At 64.7% G+C, this 19826-nt stretch carries 22 protein-coding genes; 11 read left to right on the plus strand and 11 right to left on the minus strand.

Annotation, left to right across the window (positions count from 1 at the left end):
- Positions 1–2: 2 nt before the first annotated feature.
- The 6 genes from Q0P59_RS09355 to Q0P59_RS09380 are packed head-to-tail and all read right to left on the minus strand — an operon-like array spanning position 3 to position 6549.
- Positions 3–1001 (minus strand): septal ring lytic transglycosylase RlpA family protein, encoded by a 999-nt coding sequence (locus tag Q0P59_RS09355; RefSeq protein ID WP_295005924.1) that lies wholly within the window; start codon positions 999–1001, stop codon positions 3–5.
- Positions 998–2110, minus strand: a complete 1113-nt coding sequence (gene rodA / locus Q0P59_RS09360; RefSeq protein WP_295005925.1) for a rod shape-determining protein RodA — start codon at positions 2108–2110, stop codon at positions 998–1000. The genes Q0P59_RS09355 and rodA overlap by 4 nt, the downstream gene beginning before the upstream one ends.
- Positions 2107–4017 (minus strand): penicillin-binding protein 2, encoded by a 1911-nt coding sequence (mrdA, locus tag Q0P59_RS09365; RefSeq protein ID WP_295005926.1) that lies wholly within the window; start codon positions 4015–4017, stop codon positions 2107–2109. Before mrdA ends, rodA begins: the two co-directional genes overlap by 4 nt.
- Positions 4018–4027: 10 nt before the next feature.
- A complete protein-coding gene (gene mreD, locus Q0P59_RS09370; RefSeq protein ID WP_295005928.1) occupies positions 4028–4549 on the minus strand; it encodes a rod shape-determining protein MreD in 522 nt (173 codons plus the stop codon).
- Entirely contained in the window at positions 4549–5475 is a 927-nt protein-coding gene (gene mreC / locus Q0P59_RS09375; RefSeq protein WP_295005930.1) for a rod shape-determining protein MreC, read from the minus strand. The genes mreD and mreC overlap by 1 nt, the downstream gene beginning before the upstream one ends.
- A gap of 30 nt (positions 5476–5505) precedes the next feature.
- The gene (locus Q0P59_RS09380) at positions 5506–6549 is read right to left on the minus strand and encodes a rod shape-determining protein (RefSeq protein ID WP_295005932.1); all 1044 of its coding nucleotides are present in this window, start codon (positions 6547–6549) and stop codon (positions 5506–5508) included.
- Positions 6550–6653: 104 nt separating this feature from the next.
- On the opposite strand from Q0P59_RS09380, the gene gatC reads away from it, so the two are divergent.
- Genes gatC through gatB form a run of 4 tightly spaced genes read left to right on the plus strand, consistent with a single transcriptional unit; the run spans position 6654 to position 10402 of the window.
- A complete protein-coding gene (gene gatC / locus Q0P59_RS09385) occupies positions 6654–6941 on the plus strand; it encodes an Asp-tRNA(Asn)/Glu-tRNA(Gln) amidotransferase subunit GatC (protein WP_295005934.1) in 288 nt (95 codons plus the stop codon).
- Positions 6938–8395 (plus strand): Asp-tRNA(Asn)/Glu-tRNA(Gln) amidotransferase subunit GatA, encoded by a 1458-nt coding sequence (gene gatA, locus Q0P59_RS09390; protein ID WP_295005936.1) that lies wholly within the window; start codon positions 6938–6940, stop codon positions 8393–8395. The genes gatC and gatA overlap by 4 nt, the downstream gene beginning before the upstream one ends.
- Entirely contained in the window at positions 8395–8934 is a 540-nt protein-coding gene (locus tag Q0P59_RS09395) for a hypothetical protein (protein ID WP_295005938.1), read from the plus strand. The genes gatA and Q0P59_RS09395 overlap by 1 nt, the downstream gene beginning before the upstream one ends.
- A 13-nt stretch (positions 8935–8947) precedes the next feature.
- Positions 8948–10402, plus strand: a complete 1455-nt coding sequence (gatB, locus tag Q0P59_RS09400) for an Asp-tRNA(Asn)/Glu-tRNA(Gln) amidotransferase subunit GatB (protein WP_295005940.1) — start codon at positions 8948–8950, stop codon at positions 10400–10402.
- Here the strand turns inward: gatB and Q0P59_RS09405 are convergent, their stop codons facing one another.
- Both Q0P59_RS09405 and pyrE read right to left on the minus strand, forming a co-directional pair.
- A complete protein-coding gene (locus Q0P59_RS09405) occupies positions 10403–11032 on the minus strand; it encodes a hypothetical protein (RefSeq protein WP_295005942.1) in 630 nt (209 codons plus the stop codon). It lies immediately after the preceding gene.
- Positions 11025–11666: an orotate phosphoribosyltransferase gene (gene pyrE, locus Q0P59_RS09410; protein WP_295005944.1), complete on the minus strand. Its 642-nt coding sequence runs from the start codon at positions 11664–11666 to the stop codon at positions 11025–11027. Before pyrE ends, Q0P59_RS09405 begins: the two co-directional genes overlap by 8 nt.
- A 48-nt stretch (positions 11667–11714) precedes the next feature.
- On the opposite strand from pyrE, the gene Q0P59_RS09415 reads away from it, so the two are divergent.
- The 5 genes from Q0P59_RS09415 to Q0P59_RS09435 all read left to right on the plus strand — a co-directional run bounded on the left by Q0P59_RS09415 (position 11715) and on the right by Q0P59_RS09435 (position 13902).
- The gene (locus Q0P59_RS09415; protein ID WP_295005946.1) at positions 11715–12494 is read left to right on the plus strand and encodes an exodeoxyribonuclease III; all 780 of its coding nucleotides are present in this window, start codon (positions 11715–11717) and stop codon (positions 12492–12494) included.
- A gap of 83 nt (positions 12495–12577) precedes the next feature.
- Positions 12578–12892, plus strand: coding sequence for a DUF883 family protein (locus Q0P59_RS09420; RefSeq protein ID WP_150428580.1), 315 nt, complete (start codon positions 12578–12580; stop codon positions 12890–12892).
- Between the two features lie 4 nt (positions 12893–12896).
- The gene (locus Q0P59_RS09425) at positions 12897–13304 is read left to right on the plus strand and encodes a phage holin family protein (RefSeq protein ID WP_295005950.1); all 408 of its coding nucleotides are present in this window, start codon (positions 12897–12899) and stop codon (positions 13302–13304) included.
- The gene (locus Q0P59_RS09430) at positions 13301–13594 is read left to right on the plus strand and encodes a YqjK-like family protein (protein ID WP_295005952.1); all 294 of its coding nucleotides are present in this window, start codon (positions 13301–13303) and stop codon (positions 13592–13594) included. The genes Q0P59_RS09425 and Q0P59_RS09430 overlap by 4 nt, the downstream gene beginning before the upstream one ends.
- Positions 13595–13596: 2 nt before the next feature.
- The gene (locus tag Q0P59_RS09435; protein WP_295005954.1) at positions 13597–13902 is read left to right on the plus strand and encodes a hypothetical protein; all 306 of its coding nucleotides are present in this window, start codon (positions 13597–13599) and stop codon (positions 13900–13902) included.
- Here Q0P59_RS09435 and Q0P59_RS09440 read toward each other — a convergent pair.
- From Q0P59_RS09440 to Q0P59_RS09450, 3 genes are read right to left on the minus strand one after another with little or no spacing between them, the layout of a single operon-like run.
- Entirely contained in the window at positions 13886–15154 is a 1269-nt protein-coding gene (locus tag Q0P59_RS09440) for an AmpG family muropeptide MFS transporter (protein ID WP_295005956.1), read from the minus strand. The genes Q0P59_RS09435 and Q0P59_RS09440 overlap by 17 nt on opposite strands.
- The gene (gene metW, locus Q0P59_RS09445; RefSeq protein WP_295005958.1) at positions 15154–15765 is read right to left on the minus strand and encodes a methionine biosynthesis protein MetW; all 612 of its coding nucleotides are present in this window, start codon (positions 15763–15765) and stop codon (positions 15154–15156) included. Before metW ends, Q0P59_RS09440 begins: the two co-directional genes overlap by 1 nt.
- Positions 15762–16892 carry a homoserine O-acetyltransferase gene (locus tag Q0P59_RS09450; protein WP_295005960.1) on the minus strand — a complete coding sequence of 377 codons (1131 nt, stop codon included), beginning with the start codon at positions 16890–16892 and terminating at the stop codon, positions 15762–15764. Before Q0P59_RS09450 ends, metW begins: the two co-directional genes overlap by 4 nt.
- 242 nt (positions 16893–17134) lie before the next feature.
- Here Q0P59_RS09450 and Q0P59_RS09455 point away from each other — a divergent pair, with 242 nt between their 5' ends.
- Together Q0P59_RS09455 and Q0P59_RS09460 are read left to right on the plus strand one after the other, a co-directional pair.
- The gene (locus Q0P59_RS09455) at positions 17135–17740 is read left to right on the plus strand and encodes a PilZ domain-containing protein (protein WP_295005962.1); all 606 of its coding nucleotides are present in this window, start codon (positions 17135–17137) and stop codon (positions 17738–17740) included.
- Positions 17737–19809 (plus strand): TonB-dependent receptor, encoded by a 2073-nt coding sequence (locus Q0P59_RS09460; protein WP_295005964.1) that lies wholly within the window; start codon positions 17737–17739, stop codon positions 19807–19809. The genes Q0P59_RS09455 and Q0P59_RS09460 overlap by 4 nt, the downstream gene beginning before the upstream one ends.
- Positions 19810–19826 lie beyond the last annotated feature (17 nt).

A 19826-nucleotide genomic window follows, 5' to 3' on the forward strand; every position in this document is an offset into this window, starting at 1 on the left:
GCTCAGCGGGTGACGAAGGTCGGCTTGAAACCGAGCGCGGCGCGGATTTTGTCGGCGACCTTTTCGGCGTCTCCGCGGCTGGCGTAGGGGCCCAGGTGCAGGCGGTGAATGCCGCCGGCCGGATTGATCCGCATCGGCTCGACCAGCCAGTCCAGTTCGCGTGTCAGGTGGTTCTTCAGGTTTTCGGCATTGTCGGCGCTGGAAAAGGCGCCGAGTTGCAGATAAATCCCCTTGACCATGCCGGTGTCGCCGCTCATCCCGGCCATCGCGGCAGTTTGCACCGGCTTCTCCTCGAGCGCCATGCGGCGGGCGAGTTGGGCGATGTCGTCGCTCTCGCCGGTGCTCGGGCGGGGCGGCGGCGTGACCTGGGCATAGGTCGTCCCGCCCGTTTCGCCCGGAATGATCGCCTCGACCTCGACCTGGCCGCTGCCGCCGTTGATCAGCCCGAGCTTGTAGGCGGCGGTGTAGGAGAGGTCGATGACCCGGTCGGCGTGGAAGGGGCCGCGGTCGGTGATGCGCACGACGACCGACTTGCCGGTCTGGGCGTTGGTCACCCGGGCATAGGAGGGCAAGGCCAGCGTGGTGTGGGCGGCGGTCATGGCGAACATGTCGTAGGGCTCGCCGATGGAGGTTTTCTGGCCGTGGAACTTCTTGCCGTACCAGCTGGCGATGCCCCGCGCCTTGTACGGCTTGAGCGCGGTATTGGGAACGTATTCCTTGCCGAGGACGACATAGGGCTTGGTCGCCGGCTTGTGCAGCGGCTCCCATTTGGGTTCGGCGTCCGGGATGTCTTCCAGGCCATCGGGAATCTCGTCGGCCGGGCCGTCGTCCTTGTAGAAGCCGCCGCCCCGCTTGAGCACGGCGGTCGGCTTCTTCGTCGGGGTCGGCGTCTTCGCCGTCGGCGCCCTGGGGCTTTCGGCGCCCGGCTCGCGAACGGGGGCGGGGCCGCCGCAGGCCGCGACGAGCAGCGCAGCGGCGAGCGGCGCGAGCAGGGACTTCATTTCTTGACCAGCATCCGGTGCGTGTGAATCGACATCAGCATGCCGATGCCCAGGAACAGGGTGACCAGCGCCGTGCCGCCATAGCTCATGAAGGGCAGCGGGACGCCGACGACGGGCAGGATGCCGCTGACCATGCCCATGTTGATGAAGGCGTAGGTAAAGAAGCCGAGGGTGATGGCACCGGCCAGCAGGCGGGAAAACGTGGTCGGCGCAGCCGAGGCGATCATCAGGCCGCGGCCGATGAGCAGGGTATACAGAAAGACCAGCGTGGCGTTGCCGAGCAGGCCCCATTCCTCGGAATAGACGGCGAAGATGAAGTCGGTGTGCTTTTCCGGAATGAATTCGAGGTGGGTCTGCGTGCCGTTCAGGAAGCCTTTGCCGACGGCACCGCCCGAGCCGATGGCGATCGTCGCCTGGATGATGTGGTAGCCGGAGCCGAGCGGGTCGGTGGTCGGGTCGATCAGGGTCAGGATGCGCTTCTGCTGGTAGTCGTGCAGCATGTTCCAGAGCACGGGGGCGGCGGCCCCGGCCGCGGCAATGAGGCCGACGATGATCTTCCACGGCAGGCCGGCGAAGAAAATCACATAGAAGCCGGCGGCACCGATCAGCAGGGCGGTGCCGAGGTCGGGCTGCTTGGCGACCAGGCCGAAGGGCACGATGAGCAGGAGGGCGGCGACGCCGTAGTGCTTGAGCTTGAGGGTTGCCTCGTACTTGTGGAAATACCAGGCCAGCATCAGCGGCATGGCGATCTTCATGATTTCCGACGGCTGGACGCGCGTGAAGCCGATGGACAGCCAGCGCCGGGCGCCGTTCACCTTGATGCCGAAAAGGAAGACGGCCACCAGCAGGACGATGCCGACGATGTAGAGCGGGATCGCGAAGCTCATCAGTTTTTGCGGCGGAACGCGGGAGATGACCCACATGACGACGAGCGCGACCCCCATGTTGGCGGCCTGCGACATCATGCGGTGCGTGCTGTCGTAGGTGGCGGAATACACCGTGCCCAGGCCAACCGCCATGATGGCGGCGGTGATCAGCAGCAGGGGGAAGTCGATATGGGCGATGGCGTTGGCCCAGGCCCGGCGCAAGGTTCCGGCGATGTCCATCATTCGTCGTGCTCCTCCTCGATGGCGTCGCTGTCTTCCCTGGCGGCGCCGGCCGGCAGTTTGCCGAGCAGGTAGTAGTCGAGCACCATGCGGGCGATCGGCGCCGCCGACTGGGCGCCGAAGCCGCCGTTCTCGACCAGCACGGCGAGGGCGATCTTCGGGTTTTCGACCGGGGCGTAGGCAATGAACAAGGCGTGGTCGCGCAGGTTCTTCTTGATCGAGGATTCCTTGTACTGGGCGCCTTTCAGCGAGAAGACCTGGGCCGTGCCGGTCTTGCCGCCGACACTGTAGGGGACGCCGGCGAAGGCTCGCGCGCCGGTGCCTTCCTTGTTCACGCCGATCATGGCGCGGTGGATGACTTCCAGGTTCTTCTGCTTCCACTCGAGGTCGCGCAGGGGCTTGGGCTCGACCGGCCGTTTGTCGCCGCTCTTGGTGTCGACGATGTTTTGGACCAGGTGGGGGCGGAACATCACGCCGTTGTTGGCCAGGGTGGCCACCGCCTGCGCCAGCTGGATCGGCGTGTAGGCGTTATATCCCTGGCCGATGCCGATGGAAATGGTTTCCCCGGCATACCACTTCTGCTGTTCCGGCTTCTTGAAGCGCTGCTTCTTCCATTCCTGCGAGGGCAGCACACCCTTCGACTCGCCGGCATCGTCCTTGCCGAGGTCGATCCCGGTGCGCTGGCCGAGGCCGAGGCTGCCCATGAACTTGGCGATGTTGTCTATCCCCATGTCGTTGGCCAGCATGTAGTAGTAGGTGTCGCAGGAGTGGACGATGGACTTGTACATGTCCACGCTGCCGTGGCCGCCCTTCTTGTCGTCGCGGAAGGTATGGTTGCCGAAGGTGAAGAAGCCGGGGTCGCTGATCGCCTGCTGCGCCGTGCGTTTGCCCATCTCCAGCGCGGCCAGGGCCATGAAGGGCTTGAACGTGGAGCCCGGCGGGTAGGCGCCGTTGATGGTGCGGTTGACCATCGGTTTGTCCGGATGGTCGTTCAGTTCCTTCCAGTTTTCCGGCGTGATGCCATCGACGAAAAGATTGGGGTCGTAGGTCGGCGTGGATACCAGCGCCAGGACGCCGCCGGTGGTCGGATCGATGGCGACCAGGGCGCCTTTGCGGTCGCCGAAGGCCTTTTCGGTTATTTCCTGCAGCTTGATGTCCAGCGTCAGCTGCAGGTTGTTGCCCGACACCGGGGGAATGCGTTTCAGGCTGCGCAGGGCGCGGCCGCCGGCATCGATTTCGACCTGCTCGTAACCGGTTTCGCCGTGCAGCTCGAACTCGTAATGCTGCTCCAGTCCGGTCTTGCCGATATGGTCGGTGCCCTTGTAGTTGGCCTGCTTCTCGGCTTCCTCGATCCATTTCAGGTCGCGCTCGGTGATCCGGCCGATATAGCCGATGGCATGCGAGGCCACGCTGCCCAGCGGGTACTGGCGGAAGAGGCGGGCTTTGACCTCGACGCCGGGGAAGCGATAGCGGTGGGCCGAGAACTTGGCGACTTCGGCATCGCTCAGGCGGGTGCGGATGGGGATGGATTCGAAGTTCTTGGCTTCGTCCATCAGCCGCTTGAAGCGCTTGCGGTCCTTGGGCTGGATATCGATCACTTCGGCCAGCGCATCGATGGTTTGCTCAAGGCTTCCCGCCTGCGACGGCGTGATTTCCAGGGTGAAGGCGGAATAGTTGTGGGCCAGCACCACGCCGTTGCGGTCGGTGATGACGCCCCGGTTGGGGACGATGGGGATCAGCGCAATCCGGTTGTCTTCGGCGCGGGTCTGGTAGAAATCGTGCTGGATCACCTGCAGCCAGACGAAACGGGCGATCAGGATGCCAAAACAGACAAGGACGAAGACCGCGGCGAAGCCGAGGCGGAATCGGAAGCGGTCGAGATCGGCTTCCGGATTGTTGAAGTCACCCACGCGGTCGCCCTCAGATCGGACGGTTGGGGTCCTGCTCGACCGGACGGTATTGCGGCAGGAGCAGGATAAAGGTGGCCGGAATCCACAGCAGGGTCGCCACGAAGGGGCCGACAAAATATCCCCAGCCCGGGAAATCGGCGCCGACCGCCAGGCGCATCAAGGCCTGGATGATCTGCGTGCCGATGAGCAGCGGCATGATCTGCAGCGCCTGCTGGGCAAGCGGGAACCACAGGATGCGCCGGGACAGCGACGAGGCGGTGTAGGCGAGCATCACGTAGGCGAAGCAGTGCTGGCCGAGGACCGCGCCGTCGGCCACGTCCATCAGCAGGCCGAGAACGAAGCCCCAGCCCATGCCGACCCGGCGGAATTCGCGCACGCTCCAGAAGCACAGGACCAGCGCCACCCAGTCCGGCATGCCGGGCCAGTGCGCGGTCGGCAGGAAATTGAGCACGGCGGCGGCAATCAGGCTCAGGAAGATGAACCACGGGCGAACCGGCAGCAGGATGCGCGATGAGGAAAAGGTCGGTTGCATCAGTTCTTGGCCATCCGTTTTTTCTTGACCCGCTGGCCGTCGTTGGCCGCGGCCCGGCTGGCGCTTTCCGGCGGACGCTCCGGCCTGGCCTGGCGCTGCGCGAGGATCATCACTTCGCCGAAGTTCTCGACGCCGGCGATCGGCACGCAGAAGATGCGGGCGAATGAATAGGCGCTGTCGCGCTCAATGTTGACCACCTTGGCGACCGGGAATCCGGGGAGATAGATGTCATCGAGGCCCGACGTGACCAGCAGGTCGCCGACCTGGATGTCGGCGTTGGCCGGCATGTAGCGCAGTTCGAGCTGGCCGTTGCCGAGGCCGAAGACCACGGAACGCTGGCCGGTACGCACGACCTGCACCGGCACCACCTGGTCCTTGTCGGTAATCAGCGTGATTTCGGCGGAGAAGGGGAAGACGCGGGTCACCTGGCCGACGACGCCGGCTTCGTCGATGGCCGGAAGGCCGGCAGCGATGCCGGCCTGCTGCCCCTTGTCGACGATCACCTTGCGCGAGAAGGGGTCGCGGGCGGTGTACATGATCTGGGCGACCTGGCCATTGGCCTTTTCGCGTTCCTTGACCTCGAGCAGCTTGCGCAGGCGGGTGTTTTCCGCCTCCAGTTGCGCCACGCGCTGCAGGTCGGGCGCGGTGGTCAGCTTGGCGTGCTTGAGCTCATCGTTCTCGAGCTGCAGGGAGCGCATGCCCTGCAGGTACTGCCCGGCATAGTCGACCAGGCTGCCCGGCGTCTGGGCAACGCGCTGAACCGGGTCGACAACCAGCGCAATGCTCTGGCGCAGCAGTTCGAGGCTCTGGAAACGCAGGTCGAACACGAAGATCGCCAGCGAAACGGCGATGTAGAAAGTCAGAAGGGCCAGCGGTGCTGGCCCTCGCTTGAAGAACGGTGGTGGCGCGTGATCGATGCCGGCCATCGCTCAGTCCTGCCTGGCTGAAATCAAGACTTAGTCCGAAGCGAAAATGCTGCCCAGCTTGTCCATCTTTTCCAACGCCATGCCGCAGCCGCGGGCGACGCAGGTCAGCGGCTCGTCGGCGACGATCACCGGCAGGCCGGTCTCTTCCATCAGCAGACGGTCGAGGTCGCGCAGCAGCGCGCCGCCGCCGGTCAGCACCATGCCCTTCTCGGCAATGTCGGCGCCGAGTTCGGGCGGGGTCTTTTCCAGCGCCGACTTCACGGCGGAAACGATCTGGTTCAGCGGGTCGGTCAGCGCTTCGAGGATTTCGTTGGACGAAATCGTGAACTTGCGCGGAATGCCTTCGGCCTTGTTGATGCCGGACACTTCCATTTCCTTGACCTCGGCGCCCGGGAAGGCGGAACCGATGTTCTTCTTGATGTTCTCGGCGGTGTTTTCGCCGATCATCATGCCGTAGTTGCGGCTGATGTAATTGATGATCGCTTCGTCCAGCTTGTCGCCGCCGACGCGCACCGAACCGGCATAGACCATGCCGCCGAGCGAGATGACGCCGACTTCGGTGGTGCCGCCGCCGATGTCGACGACCATGGAACCGGTCGCATCGGCGACCGGCAGGCCGGCACCGATGGCGGCCGCCATCGGCTCCTCGATCAGGTACACCTGGCTGGCGCCGGCGCCGAGGGCCGATTCGCGGATGGCGCGGCGTTCGACCTGGGTCGAGCCGGAGGGCACGCAGATGATGATGCGCGGGCTCGGGCTGAACAGCTTGGAGTCATGCACCTTCTTGATGAACTGCTTGAGCATCTGCTCGGTGACGGTGAAGTCGGCGATCACGCCGTCCTTCATCGGGCGGATGACGGTGATCGTGCCCGGGGCCTTGCCCAGCATCTCCTTGGCTTCCTTGCCGACAGCCTGGATGGTTTTTTTGGCATTGGGGCCGCCTTCGAGGCGGATGGCGACGACCGACGGTTCGTCGAGAACGATGGAGCGGCCGCGTACATAAATGAGCGTATTGGCCGTGCCGAGGTCGATGGCGAGGTCGTTTGAAAAGTATTTGCTGAGGAAACCGAACATCTATAGCTCCGCGTTGGGGGGGTGCGGTAGGGAAAACTTTTATGATACCTTATAACGCTTTCCATTTTAAGACTTTGTGCACTGCAAAAAAGTCTTTGGCACCCATGTCGCTCACATTAGAACAGGTTAAGCGCATCGCCCATTTGGCTCGTATCGAGACCAGCGATGCCGAGGCACTTTCCACGCAGGGCCATCTCAACGGCATCTTCCAGTTGATCGAGCAGATGCAGGCGGTCGATACCGCCGGCATCGAGCCGATGGCGCATGCCCAGGACCTCGCCCAGCGCCTGCGCGACGACGCGGTGAGCGAAGCCGACCGGCGTGCCGCCTACCAGGCCGTCGCCCCGGAAACCGAAGCCGGCCTCTATCTCGTGCCCAAGGTGATCGAATGATCCACGCCAGCCTGAAGGAACTGTCGCAGGCCCTGGCCGCGAAGCAGATTTCCAGCGTCGAACTGTCCACGCTGTTTCTCGACCGCATCGAGCGCCTGAACCCGGACATCAACGCCTTCGTCACCGTCGACCGCGAGAAAAGCCTGGCCATGGCGCGCGCCGCCGATGCCCGCATCGCCGCCGGCACGGCCGGTCCGCTGACCGGCATCCCGGTCGCCCAGAAGGACATCTTCTGCGCCGAAGGCTGGACGACGACCTGCGGCTCGAAGATGCTGGCCAATTTCGTGTCGCCCTACGACGCGACGGTGATCCGCAAGATGCACGCCGAAGCCGGCATGGTGTCGCTGGGCAAGACCAACATGGACGAATTCGCCATGGGCTCGTCCAACGAAACCTCGTACTTCGGTCCGGTGAAGAACCCGTGGGACCGCGCCCGTGTGCCGGGCGGCTCGTCCGGCGGTTCGGCGGCGGCCGTGGCGGCCCGCCTGGCGCCGGCGGCGACCGGCACCGATACCGGCGGTTCTATCCGCCAGCCGGCCGCGCTGTGCAACCTGACCGGCCTGAAGCCGACCTACGGCGTGGTCTCGCGCTACGGCATGATCGCCTTCGCCTCGTCGCTCGACCAGGGCGGCCCGATGGCGGCCAGCGCCGAGGATTGCGCACTGCTGCTCAACACCATGGTCGGCTTCGACGAACGCGACTCGACTTCGCTGGATCGTCCGGCCGAAGACTATGCCCGCGATCTGGATAAGCCGCTGGCCGGCCTGCGCATCGGCCTGCCCAGGGAATTCTTCGGCGAAGGCTGCGATGCCGAGGTGATGGCCGCCGTGCGCGCCGCCATCGCCGAGTACGAGAAGCTCGGCGCTACCTGCGTCGAGGTCTCGCTGCCCAATTCGCACCTGTCGGTGCCGGCCTACTACGTCATCGCCCCGGCCGAGGCCAGCTCCAACCTGAGCCGCTTCGACGGCGTGCGCTACGGCTATCGTGCCCCGGAATACGGCAACCTCGACGACATGTACATGAAGAGCCGCGCCCAGGGCTTCGGCGCCGAGGTCAAGCGGCGCATCCTGATCGGCACCTACGTGCTGTCGCATGGTTACTACGACGCCTACTACCTGCAGGCCCAGCGCATCCGCCGCTTGATCGCCAACGATTTCGTCGAGGCCTTCAAGCAGTGCGACGTGATCATGGGGCCGACCTCGCCGTCGACCGCCTTCAAGCTCGGCGAAAAGGCCGCCGATCCGGTGCAGATGTACCTGTCGGACATCTACACCATCGCCGTGAACCTGGCCGGCTTGCCCGGCATGTCGATTCCCTGCGGCTTTGCCGGCGGCCTGCCGGTCGGCCTGCAGCTGATCGGCAACTACTTCGCCGAAGGGCAGTTGCTGAACGTGGCCCATCGCTACCAGCAGGCAACCGACTGGCACGCCCGGCGGCCGGAAGCGATCGCCTGATGCGTCGCTGGCTGGCCCCGCTGGCCGTCGCGCTGCTGCTTGCCGGTTGCGCGACGCCGCCACCGGAGAGCGAGCAAGCGCCGGAACCCGCCGTGGGCAAGCCGCCGAGCAGTCGCCCGGCCCGCCCGCCCGGTCTGTCGGCCGAAGCCCAGCGCGCACTGGCACGCCGCGGCATCAAGCAGCACGACACCTCGCCGGTCAGCGTCACGTCGCGTTGCTCGCATGTCGATGAAATCGGCACGGCGACCAGGCTGAACCTGCAGGTCGATGACGGCGACGTGCGCGATTTCCAGGCCAGCGTGGCGATCAAGGGGCGCGGAACCTGCCGTTTCGCACTGCCCGATTTCCGCCAGGAAAGCGCAACGCCGCAGGTTCTGCTGCGCCATGCCAGGAACAGCGCGTGTACCGTTCGCATGTGGCGCGAACAGGGTGAAAAAATCACCATCGCCTTCACCGGCTGCCACAAGTCGTGCGAAGGCAAGGCATTCGATTATTTGTGGCCGATACTCGTCGAGTCGAAAACCGGCCAATGTTCGTGAAACGGATGAAGCTATGAATCAGTGGGAAGTCGTCATCGGTATCGAAACGCACGCGCAACTGGCGACGGTTTCGAAGATTTTCTCGGGTGCCTCGACGGCCTTCGGCGCCGAGCCGAATACCCAGGCCTGCGCGGTCGACCTGGCCCTGCCGGGCGTCCTGCCCGTGCTCAACAGGAAGGCCGTCGATTGCGCCATCCGCTTCGGCCTCGCCATCGGTGCCGACGTCGCGCCGAAATCGGTTTTCGCCCGCAAGAACTACTTCTACCCCGACCTGCCCAAGGGCTACCAGATCAGCCAGATGGACCTGCCGGTCGTCGTCGGCGGCAGCCTGACCCTGCAGGTCGGCAGCGGCGACAAGGCCTACGAGAAGGTCGTCCGCCTGACCCGCGCCCATCTCGAGGAGGATGCCGGCAAGTCGCTGCACGAGGATTTCCACGGCAAGTCCGGCATCGACCTGAACCGGGCCGGCACGCCGCTGCTGGAGATCGTCTCCGAGCCCGACATGCGCTCGTCCGACGAAGCGGTGGCCTACGCCAAGGTGCTGCACGGCCTGGTGCGCTGGATCGGCATCTGCGACGGCAACATGCAGGAAGGCTCCTTCCGTTGCGACGCCAACGTCTCGGTGCGCCCGAAGGGGCAGGTCGAGTTCGGCACCCGCCGCGAAATCAAGAACCTGAACTCCTTCCGTTTCCTCAAGGAAGCCATCGACTTCGAAGTCCAGTGGCAGATCAACGAGATCGAGGAAGGCCGCAAGATCCAGCAGGCGACCGTGCTGTTCGACCCGGATAGCGGCGAAACCCGCATGATGCGGAGCAAGGAAGATGCGCACGACTACCGCTACTTCCCCGATCCCGACCTGCTGCCGCTGGTCATCGGTGCCGAGTGGGTCGCTCGGGTCAAGGGCGAACTGCCCGAGCTGCCGGGCCAGAAGCGCGAGCGTTTCATGACCGGCCTCGGCCTGTCGGCCTACGATGCCGGCACCCTGACCGCCAGCCAGGAAATCGCCGCCTATTTCGAGGCCACGGTTGCCGTCGCCGGCGCGAACAACGCCAAACCGTGCGCCAACTGGGTCATGGTCGATCTCGCCGCCCGCCTGAACAAGGAAGGCAAGGAGATCGCCGAAGCGCCGGTCAGCGCGCCGCAACTCGGCGGCCTGATCCAGCGCATCGCCGACAACACCATTTCCAACAACATCGCCAAGAAGGTATTCGAGGCGCTGTGGAACGGCGAAGGGGCGACGGCCGACGAGGTCATCGACAAGCAGGGCCTGAAGCAGATTACCGACAGCGGTGCCATCGAGGCGCTGGTCGACGAGGTGCTCGCCGCCAATGCCGCCAACGTCGCCGAATTCAAGGCCGGCAAGGAAAAGGCCTTCAATGCGCTGGTCGGTCAGGTGATGAAGGCGGCCAAGGGCAAGGCCAACCCGCAGCAGGTCAACGACCTGCTGAAGCAGAAGCTGGCCGGCTGATCAGCGCAGCGGCGCGGCCGGCGAGCGGCGGGTCAGTTCGAAGTAGCGCTTGCGGTCGGCGTCGTACTTGGCCTTGATGGTGTCGAACTCCTTCTTCTTGAGTTCGACCAGTTCCTGCTGCAGCCTGATTTCGTGGTCGATGGCGCGCAAATCCTTGTCCAGCTCGGGCGGCATCGTCTTTTTCTTGTAGAACTCGGCTTCGTCGGCCAGTTTGCTGCGCTTTTTCTGGGCGGTCGCGATGCGTTCGTTGGTCGTCTGGATGGTGACATTCACGTCGGCCTCGGCCTTTTTCTGGGCGAGGTCGATGTCTTCCGGCGTCGAGTAGGTATCCAATAATGCCTGGTCGCGCCGTCGTTGCTCGCGCCCGGCGTCTTCCATCTGCTTGCGCCGCTTGTTTTCCAGGATCTGCTCGGCTTTTTGTTCGGGAGTCAGCGGGGCGCCGACCTCCTTGACGACATTGCCGGCGCTGTCCAGAACCCGGTAGGCGCGTCCGCGGCATTGCTCGGGCAGGGTGTCCCCGCAGACGCGGCGGCCGCTGGCGGGGTCTTGGCAGCAATAGAATTCGCCTCCGGCCTGGGCCGTGGAGGCCAGGAGCAGGGCGAGAAGCGGAAGGATTGCGGTCTTACGCATCGACCCCGTACTGCTCGCGGTAACGGGCGACGGCTGCCTGGTGGGCAGAAAATTCGGCGTGTTCGGCCAGGAAGGCCATCAAATCCTTCAGCCCGGCAACGGCGACGACGGGGATGCCGTAATCGCGCTGCACTTCCTGCACGGCCGAGAGTTCGCCCTGGCCGCGCTCCTGGCGGTCGAGCGCGATCAGCACGCCGGCCGGGGTGGCGCCTGCCGCGCGGATCAGTTCGACCGATTCGCGCACCGAGGTGCCGGCCGAAATCACGTCGTCCACGATCAGGACGCGGCCTTGCAGCGGGGCGCCGACAATGTTGCCGCCTTCGCCGTGGTCCTTGGCTTCCTTGCGGTTGTAGGCAAAGGGGAAGTTGCGGCCGCGCTGGGCGAGCGCCATGGCGATCGTGGCGACCAGCGGGATGCCCTTGTAGGCCGGGCCGAACAGCATGTCGAACTGGACGCCGCCGGCTTCGGCGGCTTTGGCGTAGAATTCGGCGAGTCGACCGAGCGAGTTGCCGTCGTTGAACAGTCCGGCATTGAAAAAGTAGGGCGACATGCGCCCCGCCTTGGTCTTGAATTCGCCAAAGCGCAGCACTTGGCAAGCGAGCGCGAATTCGATGAAGTCCTGACGAAAATCCATGGTTTCCTAATTACAAACGACCCAAAAATACGGCCTAGTCTAAGCACAATGTTACGCATCATATCCCTGAACCTCAATGGTATCCGCTCGGCGTGGAGTAAAAATGTACTGCCCTGGGCGGCAGCTCAAAAAGCCGATGTCATCTGTCTGCAGGAATTGAAGGCTCAGCACCCGGACCTGACGAGCGAAATGCGGGCACCCGACGGCATGCATGCCTACTACCATTGCGCCGAGAAAAAGGGTTACAGCGGCGTCGGCATCTGGAGCCGGCGCGAGCCGGATCGTGTCGTCGAGGGCTTCGACGGCGGCGAATTCGATGCCGAGGGGCGCTATATCCGGGCGGATTTCGGCAATCTGTCGGTGATTTCGCTTTACCTGCCATCCGGCTCGTCGTCACCGGAGCGCCAGGAGGCAAAATTCCGTTTTCTCGACGTGTTTTTCCCGCACATGCAGGCATTGCGCGCCGAGGGGCGCGAGATCGTTCTGTGCGGGGACTGGAACATCGCGCACAAGGAAATCGACCTGAAAAACTGGAAGTCGAACCAGAAGAACTCGGGCTTCCTGCCCGAGGAGCGGGCCTGGTTGAGCAAGGTCTTCGACGAACAGGGCTGGGTCGATGTCTATCGCCGCCTGTATCCCGATACCACCGGCGAGGCGTATACGTGGTGGAGCAATCGCGGGCAGGCCTGGGCCAAGAACGTCGGCTGGCGGATCGATTACCAGATCGCCACGCCAGGGATCGCGGCGACCGCCGTCGAGACCGGTGTTTACAAGGCCGAGCGATTTTCCGACCACGCGCCGCTGATTGTCGATTACGACTTCAAATAAGCATCCCGTATGAATTGATTTCGTCACGAGCAAGGGATACCCTTGAACCGTACTGATTAACCGACTCACAACGAGGTAGAAAAATGTCTGAACAACTGTCCGTAGCCAACAAGGAAAAACTGGTTTCCGACCTGAAGGTTGTCATTTCCGATACCGAAGAGCTGCTGCGCGCCACCGCCGGTGCCGCCGGCGAGAAGGTTGGCGAACTGCGCGAGCGTCTGGGCGTCCGTCTGCGCGACGCCAAGGAACGCGTGCTTGACCTGGAGGCCGCCGTTGTCGACAAGACCAAGGCTGCAGCGCGTGCAACCGACGATTTCGTCCACGAGCAACCGTGGAAGGCAGTAGGCGTTGCCGCTGCCCTGGGTTTGGCCCTGGGCGTCCTGATCGGCCGTCGCTAAGCGAATGACGCAATTCGCGGGGGGTGAAGAAGGCCGCGAAGGCCTTTTCACCTCCTTGAAAAATCTCGTCGCGACGCTGCTCGCGATCGGGAAGACGCGTGCCGAACTGCTGGTCACCGAGCTTGAGGAGGAGAAATTCCGCCTCATGTCGCTGTGGGCGAAGGCTATCGGTGCGGCATTCCTGCTCGCGCTGGGCGTCGTGATGTTCGTCTGCTGCATCGCCCTGGCTTTCTGGGAGCAGCGTGTCGTCGTCTTCGGCATCTTCGCCGTGCTGTTTGTCGGCAGCGGCTTCCTGCTGGTCCGATCCCTCCAGCGCCAGGCGAGCCAGCCGAGCAAGATGTTCAAGGCCAGCCTGTCGGAGCTCGAGGCCGACATGGCTCAGTTGCGTCGTTACCGCGACCGCCCGGAATGAATCCCAAGCTGCTCGAACTGGCGACCCGCCATGGCGCGCTGCAGGTACGCATCGCCGAGCAACGCCGCCAGCTGGCGCGCCATGCGGCACCGCTGGAGGCGGCGCTGGCCAAGGGGGATGCCGTTCTCGACGGGGTGGATTGGCTCAAGCACCATCCGGCCGCGGTGGGCGCGGCCGTTGCCGCGGTCGCTGTCGCTCGTCCGAAAAGGGCGTGGCGCTGGGCCCGCCAGGGTTTTTTCCTGTGGCGCGGCTGGCAGGCCGTCAAGAGTCGCCTGGCGGGAGTGCGCTGAGCATGGCGGTCGGCGGCAAGGAAGCCGCGCTACCGGGCTGGTGGCGCCAGATCGTTTCGTCGCAGCGGCGCGAGGCGAGTCGCATCCTGGCCGAATTGATGGAAACGCGCGGCATCATGCCCTTGCTGATGAAGGCGCGTAACGGGCAATCCTGGGATGCGGCCGAAAAGGCCCAGCTGCTGGCCCACCTGCGCCGCATGGCGCATCTGTCGCCTTACCTGATTGCCTTGTTGCTGCCCGGCTCGGTGCTGTTTTTGCCGATCTACGCCTGGTGGCTGGACCGGCGCCGCCTCAGGCGGGGCGACTAGCCTCTGTCGCCGTTGCGTTCCACGGCGCCACTTTCAACAGCAGCACCATGCCCGGCACGGCCAGGGCGGAACACAGCCAGAAGAAATTCAGCCAGCCCAGTTGTTCGACCAGCCAGCCGGCCGAGGCGTTGATGAAGGTGCGCGGCACGGCGGCCAGGCTGGTGAACAACGCCATCTGCGTGGCCGTATAGGCCGGATGCGTGGCGCGGGCGATGAAGGCGACGAAGGCCGCGGTGCCCAGGCCGACACCGAGGGCCTCGAGGCCGATGACGAAGGCCAGCGCGACGCGCTCGCTGGCGCCGATGCTGTCGTAGTGCCCCTGTGCGGCCAGCCAGGCGAAGCCGAAAATCGACACCAGCTGGACCACGCCGAACAGCCAGAGCGCCCGGTTGATGCCCAGTCTGACCATCCACAGGCCGCCGAGTAGGGCGCCGACGACAGCCGGCCACAAGCCGGCGTGCTTGGCGATCAGGCCGATGTCGGTCTTGGTGAAGCCCATGTCGAGGTAGAACGGGGTGGCCAGGGCGGTGCACAGGCTGTCGCCGAGCTTGTACAGGAAGATGAAGCCGAGGACCAGGACGGCGCCGCGCCAGCCTTGGCGTCCCATGAATTCGCGGAAGGGCTCGGTGACCGCTTGGCGCAGGGTCTTCGGCGCGCCCTTGACCTGGGGCTCGCTGACCAGCCAGGCCATGGCCATGCCGGGCAGCATGAAGGCGCCGGTGATCCAGAACACCTCGTTCCACGGCAGGCGGTCGGCCAGGATCAGCGACAGCGAGCCGGGAATCAGGCCGGCGATGCGGTAGGCGTTCACATGCACGGCGTTGCCGAGGCCGAGTTCGTTGTCGCTCAGGATTTCGCGGCGGAAGGCGTCGACGGCGATGTCCTGGGTGGCGGAGAGCAGCGAGAGCAGCGTCGCCAGCCACAGGATGGGCCAGATGTTTTCCTTCGGATCGAAGCCGCCGAGCGAGCCGATGGCGACCAGCAGGCCGATCTGGGTGAGCAGCATCCAGCCGCGCCGGCGGCCGAAGCCGGGAATGGCGTAGCGGTCGAGCAGCGGCGCCCAGATGAATTTCCAGGTGTAGGGAAACTGGATCAGCGCGAAGAAGCCGATGGTCTTGAGGTCGACGCCCTCGCTGCGCAGCCAGGCCGGCAGCAGGTTGAGCAGCAGGTAGAGCGGCAGGCCCGACGAGAACCCGGTGAAGATGCAGATCAGCATCTTCCGGGTGAGCAGGGCCGCGAGCCAGGCCGGCATCAACGCTGCTGGGTCAGGCGATAGACCGCCAAACTGCCGAGGAAATTCAGTTCCCGCTCGTCATCGTTCCCGACCTTGTTGCCGCTTTCGTCGAGGACGTGCCGTTCGCGGATGATCAGGCCCATCCGCGCGCACAGCGCCTCGAAATCGAGCAGCGTGAAGAAGCGGACGTTGGGCGAGTCGTACCACTGGTAGGGTAGATCTTCCGACACCGGCATGCGGCCGTCGAGCACCGAGCGCAGGTTCTTCCAGTAGGCGAAGTTGGGGAAGGAGATCACCGCCTCGCGGCCGACGCGCAGCATTTCGCGCAGGACACCCTCGGTGTGGCGCACCGTCTGCAGCGTGCGCGACAGCACGACGTGGTCGAAGGACTGGTCGGTGAACTCGTCGAGGCCCTTTTCCAGGTTGCCCTGCAGCACGTTGATGCCGTTCTTGATGGCGGCCAGGATGTTGGCGTCGTCGATCTCGACGCCGACGCCGCGCACGCCGCGCGTGTCGATCAGGTGCTTCAACAGCGTGCCGTCGCCGCAGCCAAGGTCGAGGACGCGGTGGCCGGGCTCGATCCAGGCGGAAATGATGTCGAAATCGGGGCGTCCCAGCGTGTGCGTCATAGCTTGATGTTCCGCAGGTAGGCAGCGACGACGCCGTGATAATGGGCGTCGTCCATCAGGAAGGAATCGTGGCCGAAGTTGAGGTCGATTTCGGCGTACGACACGTTGCGGTTGTTGGCGAGCAGTGCGGCGACGATTTCCTTCGAGCGGGCCGGCGTGAAGCGCCAGTCGGTGGTGAACGAGGCGATCAGGAAGCCGGTGTCCGGGTGGCTGCGGGCCATGGCCTTGGTCAGGTCGCCGCCGTCGAGACGGGCCGGGTCGAAGTAATCGAGCGCCTTGGTCATCAGCAGGTAGGTGTTGGCGTCGAAATAGCCGGCGAACTTGTCGCCCTGGTAGCGCAGGTAGGACTCGACCTCGAACTCGACGTCGAAATCGAAGCCGAAGGAGCCGTTGCGCAGCTCGCGACCGAATTTCTCGCCCATCTGGTCGTCGGACAGGTAGGTGATGTGGCCGAGCATGCGCGCCAGGCGCAGGCCGCGCACCGGGCGGGTGTTGTGTTCGTAGTAGTTGCCGCCGTGGAAGTCGGGGTCGGTCAGGATGGCCTGGCGGGCGACGTCGTTGAAGGCGATGTTCTGCGCCGACAGCTTGGGGGCCGAGGCGATGATGATGGCGTGGCGGACGCGTTCCGGCTGGCTGATCGTCCACCGCATGGCCTGCATGCCGCCGAGGCTGCCGCCGATGACCGCTGCCCAGGCGTCGATGCCGAGCAGGTCGGCCAGCCGGGCCTGGGCTTCGACCCAGTCGCTGACGGCGACGATGGGGAAGTCGGCGCCCCACGGCTTGCCGGTGGCCGGGTTGATCGACGACGGGCCGGTCGAGCCGTGGCAGCCGCCGGGGTTGTTCAGGCCGACGATGAAGTAACGGTCGGTGTCGAGCGGCCGGCCGGGGCCGATGATGTTGTCCCACCAGCCGATGTTGTTCGGGGCGTCGGCGTAGTGGCCGGCGACGTGATGGTGGCCGGACAGCGCGTGGCAGACGAGAATGGCGTTCGACTTGGCGGCGTTGAGCGTGCCGTAGGTCTCGTAGACCAGATCGTAGGCCGGCAGAACCCCGCCGCTGCGCAGCTGGAGCGGCTGGTCGAAGTGGGCGCGTTGCGAAGTGACGACGCCGACGGATTGTCCTGGCATGCTGTTCCTGAAAACAAAAAACCCAGTTGGCCGAAAAACGCGAACTGGGTGGTTCCCGTTTTAGCTGTATTTATAAGCGCCCGCAATCAGAGCTCAAATCGGCGCGGCCGAACTTGCATTCGACGTTCATGGACGATACCGGCGGCGCATCGAAATGTCAATGAAACGAGGCGCTTAAGCCGTTTCGGGTGGGCAAGTTTTGTTAGAATTCCCGGCTCGAACCCTTGGAAAGAATCTGGCCCATGTTGGATCAACGAAGGCATCAGCGCATTCGCTTTGGTACGCCGCAGACGATCAGTATCGGTTTCGGCGGGCAGGTCGGCGCGGGGGTGATCGAGAATCTCTCGCTGTCGGGATTGATGCTGCGGACGCCGATGCCGCTCGAGATTTCCCACAACATCGGCTGCGAGTTCAGCGTCTTCGATTCGCCGGTGATCGACGTTCCGGCCGTCGTCGTCAGCCGCGTCTGCGACCTGTACGGGGTGCGCTTCCAGCAGGGGCCGATCAGCCAGATCGTGATCGAGGACGCGATCAACGCGGCGCTGGCCAGCGGCAAGGCCTCCATCCTGTCCGTCCACGAACTGGGCGGGCGCAAGACGATGCGGATTACCGGCGGCTTGTCGGCCGTCCTGCGCAGCGATTTCATGCATGCCCTGACGCGCATGGGCGTCGATGAAATCGACCTCGAGGGCGTGACCGCGGTGGAGCAGGCGGGCCTGGCGCTGTGCCTGGTCGCCACCAAGCGGCACGGCGCGACGATCGGTACGCAATCCGCCTGCTTTGCCGAGGCCTGGGCACAAGCGCTGGCGGCGCCGGGCAGTATAGAACGACTGGACATCGACGGGTGAACGAAGCCTGGAGGGGCCGGGCGCTGGCCGCCTGGGCGACTTTGGCCTGGGGCGGCAGCGCCCTGGCCGCGGACGAGGGCGCCTATTTCAGCGATTTTCCGGTGGTCGCCTCGGTCAGCCGGCTGCCGCAGCGTCTGGCCGACGCGCCGACCGCGGTAACGGTCATCGACCAGGCGATGATCAAGGCCTCCGGGGCGCGCAGCCTGAACGACGTGTTCCGGCTGGTGCCGGGCTTCCAGACGCATCCGCACAGTACCGAGCCGGCACGGGTCAGCTACCACGGCCTGAGCGACGAGGATTACTCGCCGCGCGTGCAGGTGCTGATCGACGGCCGTTCGATGTATTCCCCCTTGTTCGGCAGCGGCGTCAATTGGGCGACCCTGCCGGTGGCGCTGGAGGATATCGAGCGCATCGAGGTCGTGCGCGGGACCAACAGCGTGTCGTATGGCAGCAATGCCTTCCTCGGCGTGATCAACATCATCACCATCGATCCGGCGCTGACGCGGGGATTTTCGGTATCGGCCAGCCGCGGCAGCCAGAATGTCCGCGATTACGGCCTGCGGGCGGGAGGACGGATCGGCGAGGTGGGGGATTTCCGCTTCACCTATCGCCACCAGAATGACGACGCGCTGGCCAACCGGGGGGACTGGATCGACGATTACGCTTCGCGCCTGTTCGATGTCAGGGCCGATCTCGCCATCGACGAAACCAACACCCTGCAGTTGAATGCCGGGCGTTCCGAGGCAGTGACCGGTGTCGGCCGCCTGAACAGCGGAAAGTTCTTCGGTCAGTCCACCAATCCGATCCGCGGCATGCGCCAGAGCGATACCTATGCCCAGATCGCCTGGCGCCATGTCGTGTCCTCGAGCGCCGACTTCCAGTTGCGCTACGCCTATGTCGCCGACCGCTCGGACGACGCCTTCAATATCGTCGTTCCCTTCGTTCCGCCGCAGACGTATCGCATCAACCAGAGCGGCGACGAGGGCACTCGCCATGAGCTGGAATTCCTCCACAGCCTGCAACTGGCGGGCGTCGGAAGGCTGGCCTGGGGGGCAAGCTGGCGGGAGGACGCCGTGCGCTCCGAATGGACCTTGCCGGGCCAGGGCAGCGTGCATCGGGATACGGCCCGGCTGTTCGGCAACTGGGAGGCCAGGCCGGCCGCCTGGCTGACCACCAACCTCGGCCTGGCCGGCGAGAATGATTCGCTGGCCGGTTTTCTCTGGTCGCCGCGGGCCAGCACCAATTTTCACCTGAGCCCCGAGAATACCGTGCGTATCGGCTATTCGCGAGCCTACCGCACAGGCAGCATCTACGACTATCGGGCCGACTATCGGCTGCGGGTCCAGAATGCGGGCGTTGTCGTGCTCGACCGCTACCTGTTCGCGGCAGATCGATCCTTGAAGCCCGAGGCGATGGATACGTGGGAGATCGGTTATCTGGGCGACTGGCGCTCCTGGCGGGCCAGCCTCGATGTCCGGCTGTTCGATGAAACGATCAGGAATCGCCACTACACCATCGACCGCAACGCCAACAGCGATCTGGTCCCGTCGCTGACCACCCCGATTCAGGATGTGCGCATACACGGCGTCGAATACCAGTTCAAATGGCAGCCCTTCGAGCCGACACGCCTGGTCCTGAACCAGGCTTTCGCGAAGTTGGACGCCGACTATCTGGGATCGGCATTGGCCTATCCCAACGGAACGCTCAGCCAGGCGAACGCCAACGGCAACATCGAGGCCTTGACCGAGCGTTCCATGCCGCGTCGGGCCACTTCCCTGCTGTGGATGCAGAACCTGCCTCATGGCCTCCAGTTTTCCCTGGCCGGGTATTGGCAGGACAAGATGAAATGGTCGTCCAACTCGTGGTCGGCCAAATATCGCCGCTTCGATGGGCGGCTGGCCTATCCGTTCCGGATGGGCGGGGTCAATGCCGAGATCGCCTACGTCGTCCAGTCGATCAACGGCGCGCACGGCGAATACAAGACCTACGACGGATCGGGCAGGGACCCGGACGGCACCGGGCGGATCGTCGACCGCCGCCAGTGGATCAGCCTGCGCCTCGATTTCTGAGCGGCCGCGGCGGCCGG

The organism is uncultured Dechloromonas sp. (assembly GCF_945957265.1).
In the GTDB taxonomy this organism is placed as follows: Bacteria; Pseudomonadota; Gammaproteobacteria; order Burkholderiales; family Rhodocyclaceae; genus Azonexus.

What these genes read in the sequence shown, in the direction of transcription:
- Q0P59_RS09355 (WP_295005924.1), bottom strand. Translation starts at nt 1,001, where the DNA reads ATGAAGTCCCTGCTCGCGCCGCTCGCCGCTGCGCTGCTCGTCGCGGCC.
- rodA (WP_295005925.1), bottom strand. Translation starts at nt 2,110, where the DNA reads ATGATGGACATCGCCGGAACCTTGCGCCGGGCCTGGGCCAACGCCATC.
- mreD (WP_295005928.1), bottom strand. Translation starts at nt 4,549, where the DNA reads ATGCAACCGACCTTTTCCTCATCGCGCATCCTGCTGCCGGTTCGCCCG.
- mreC (WP_295005930.1), bottom strand. Translation starts at nt 5,475, where the DNA reads ATGGCCGGCATCGATCACGCGCCACCACCGTTCTTCAAGCGAGGGCCA.
- Q0P59_RS09380 (WP_295005932.1), bottom strand. Translation starts at nt 6,549, where the DNA reads ATGTTCGGTTTCCTCAGCAAATACTTTTCAAACGACCTCGCCATCGAC.
- gatC (WP_295005934.1), top strand. Translation starts at nt 6,654, where the DNA reads ATGTCGCTCACATTAGAACAGGTTAAGCGCATCGCCCATTTGGCTCGT.
- gatA (WP_295005936.1), top strand. Translation starts at nt 6,938, where the DNA reads ATGATCCACGCCAGCCTGAAGGAACTGTCGCAGGCCCTGGCCGCGAAG.
- Q0P59_RS09395 (WP_295005938.1), top strand. Translation starts at nt 8,395, where the DNA reads ATGCGTCGCTGGCTGGCCCCGCTGGCCGTCGCGCTGCTGCTTGCCGGT.
- gatB (WP_295005940.1), top strand. Translation starts at nt 8,948, where the DNA reads ATGAATCAGTGGGAAGTCGTCATCGGTATCGAAACGCACGCGCAACTG.
- Q0P59_RS09405 (WP_295005942.1), bottom strand. Translation starts at nt 11,032, where the DNA reads ATGCGTAAGACCGCAATCCTTCCGCTTCTCGCCCTGCTCCTGGCCTCC.
- pyrE (WP_295005944.1), bottom strand. Translation starts at nt 11,666, where the DNA reads ATGGATTTTCGTCAGGACTTCATCGAATTCGCGCTCGCTTGCCAAGTG.
- Q0P59_RS09415 (WP_295005946.1), top strand. Translation starts at nt 11,715, where the DNA reads ATGTTACGCATCATATCCCTGAACCTCAATGGTATCCGCTCGGCGTGG.
- Q0P59_RS09420 (WP_150428580.1), top strand. Translation starts at nt 12,578, where the DNA reads ATGTCTGAACAACTGTCCGTAGCCAACAAGGAAAAACTGGTTTCCGAC.
- Q0P59_RS09425 (WP_295005950.1), top strand. Translation starts at nt 12,897, where the DNA reads ATGACGCAATTCGCGGGGGGTGAAGAAGGCCGCGAAGGCCTTTTCACC.
- Q0P59_RS09430 (WP_295005952.1), top strand. Translation starts at nt 13,301, where the DNA reads ATGAATCCCAAGCTGCTCGAACTGGCGACCCGCCATGGCGCGCTGCAG.
- Q0P59_RS09435 (WP_295005954.1), top strand. Translation starts at nt 13,597, where the DNA reads ATGGCGGTCGGCGGCAAGGAAGCCGCGCTACCGGGCTGGTGGCGCCAG.
- Q0P59_RS09440 (WP_295005956.1), bottom strand. Translation starts at nt 15,154, where the DNA reads ATGCCGGCCTGGCTCGCGGCCCTGCTCACCCGGAAGATGCTGATCTGC.
- metW (WP_295005958.1), bottom strand. Translation starts at nt 15,765, where the DNA reads ATGACGCACACGCTGGGACGCCCCGATTTCGACATCATTTCCGCCTGG.
- Q0P59_RS09450 (WP_295005960.1), bottom strand. Translation starts at nt 16,892, where the DNA reads ATGCCAGGACAATCCGTCGGCGTCGTCACTTCGCAACGCGCCCACTTC.
- Q0P59_RS09455 (WP_295005962.1), top strand. Translation starts at nt 17,135, where the DNA reads ATGTTGGATCAACGAAGGCATCAGCGCATTCGCTTTGGTACGCCGCAG.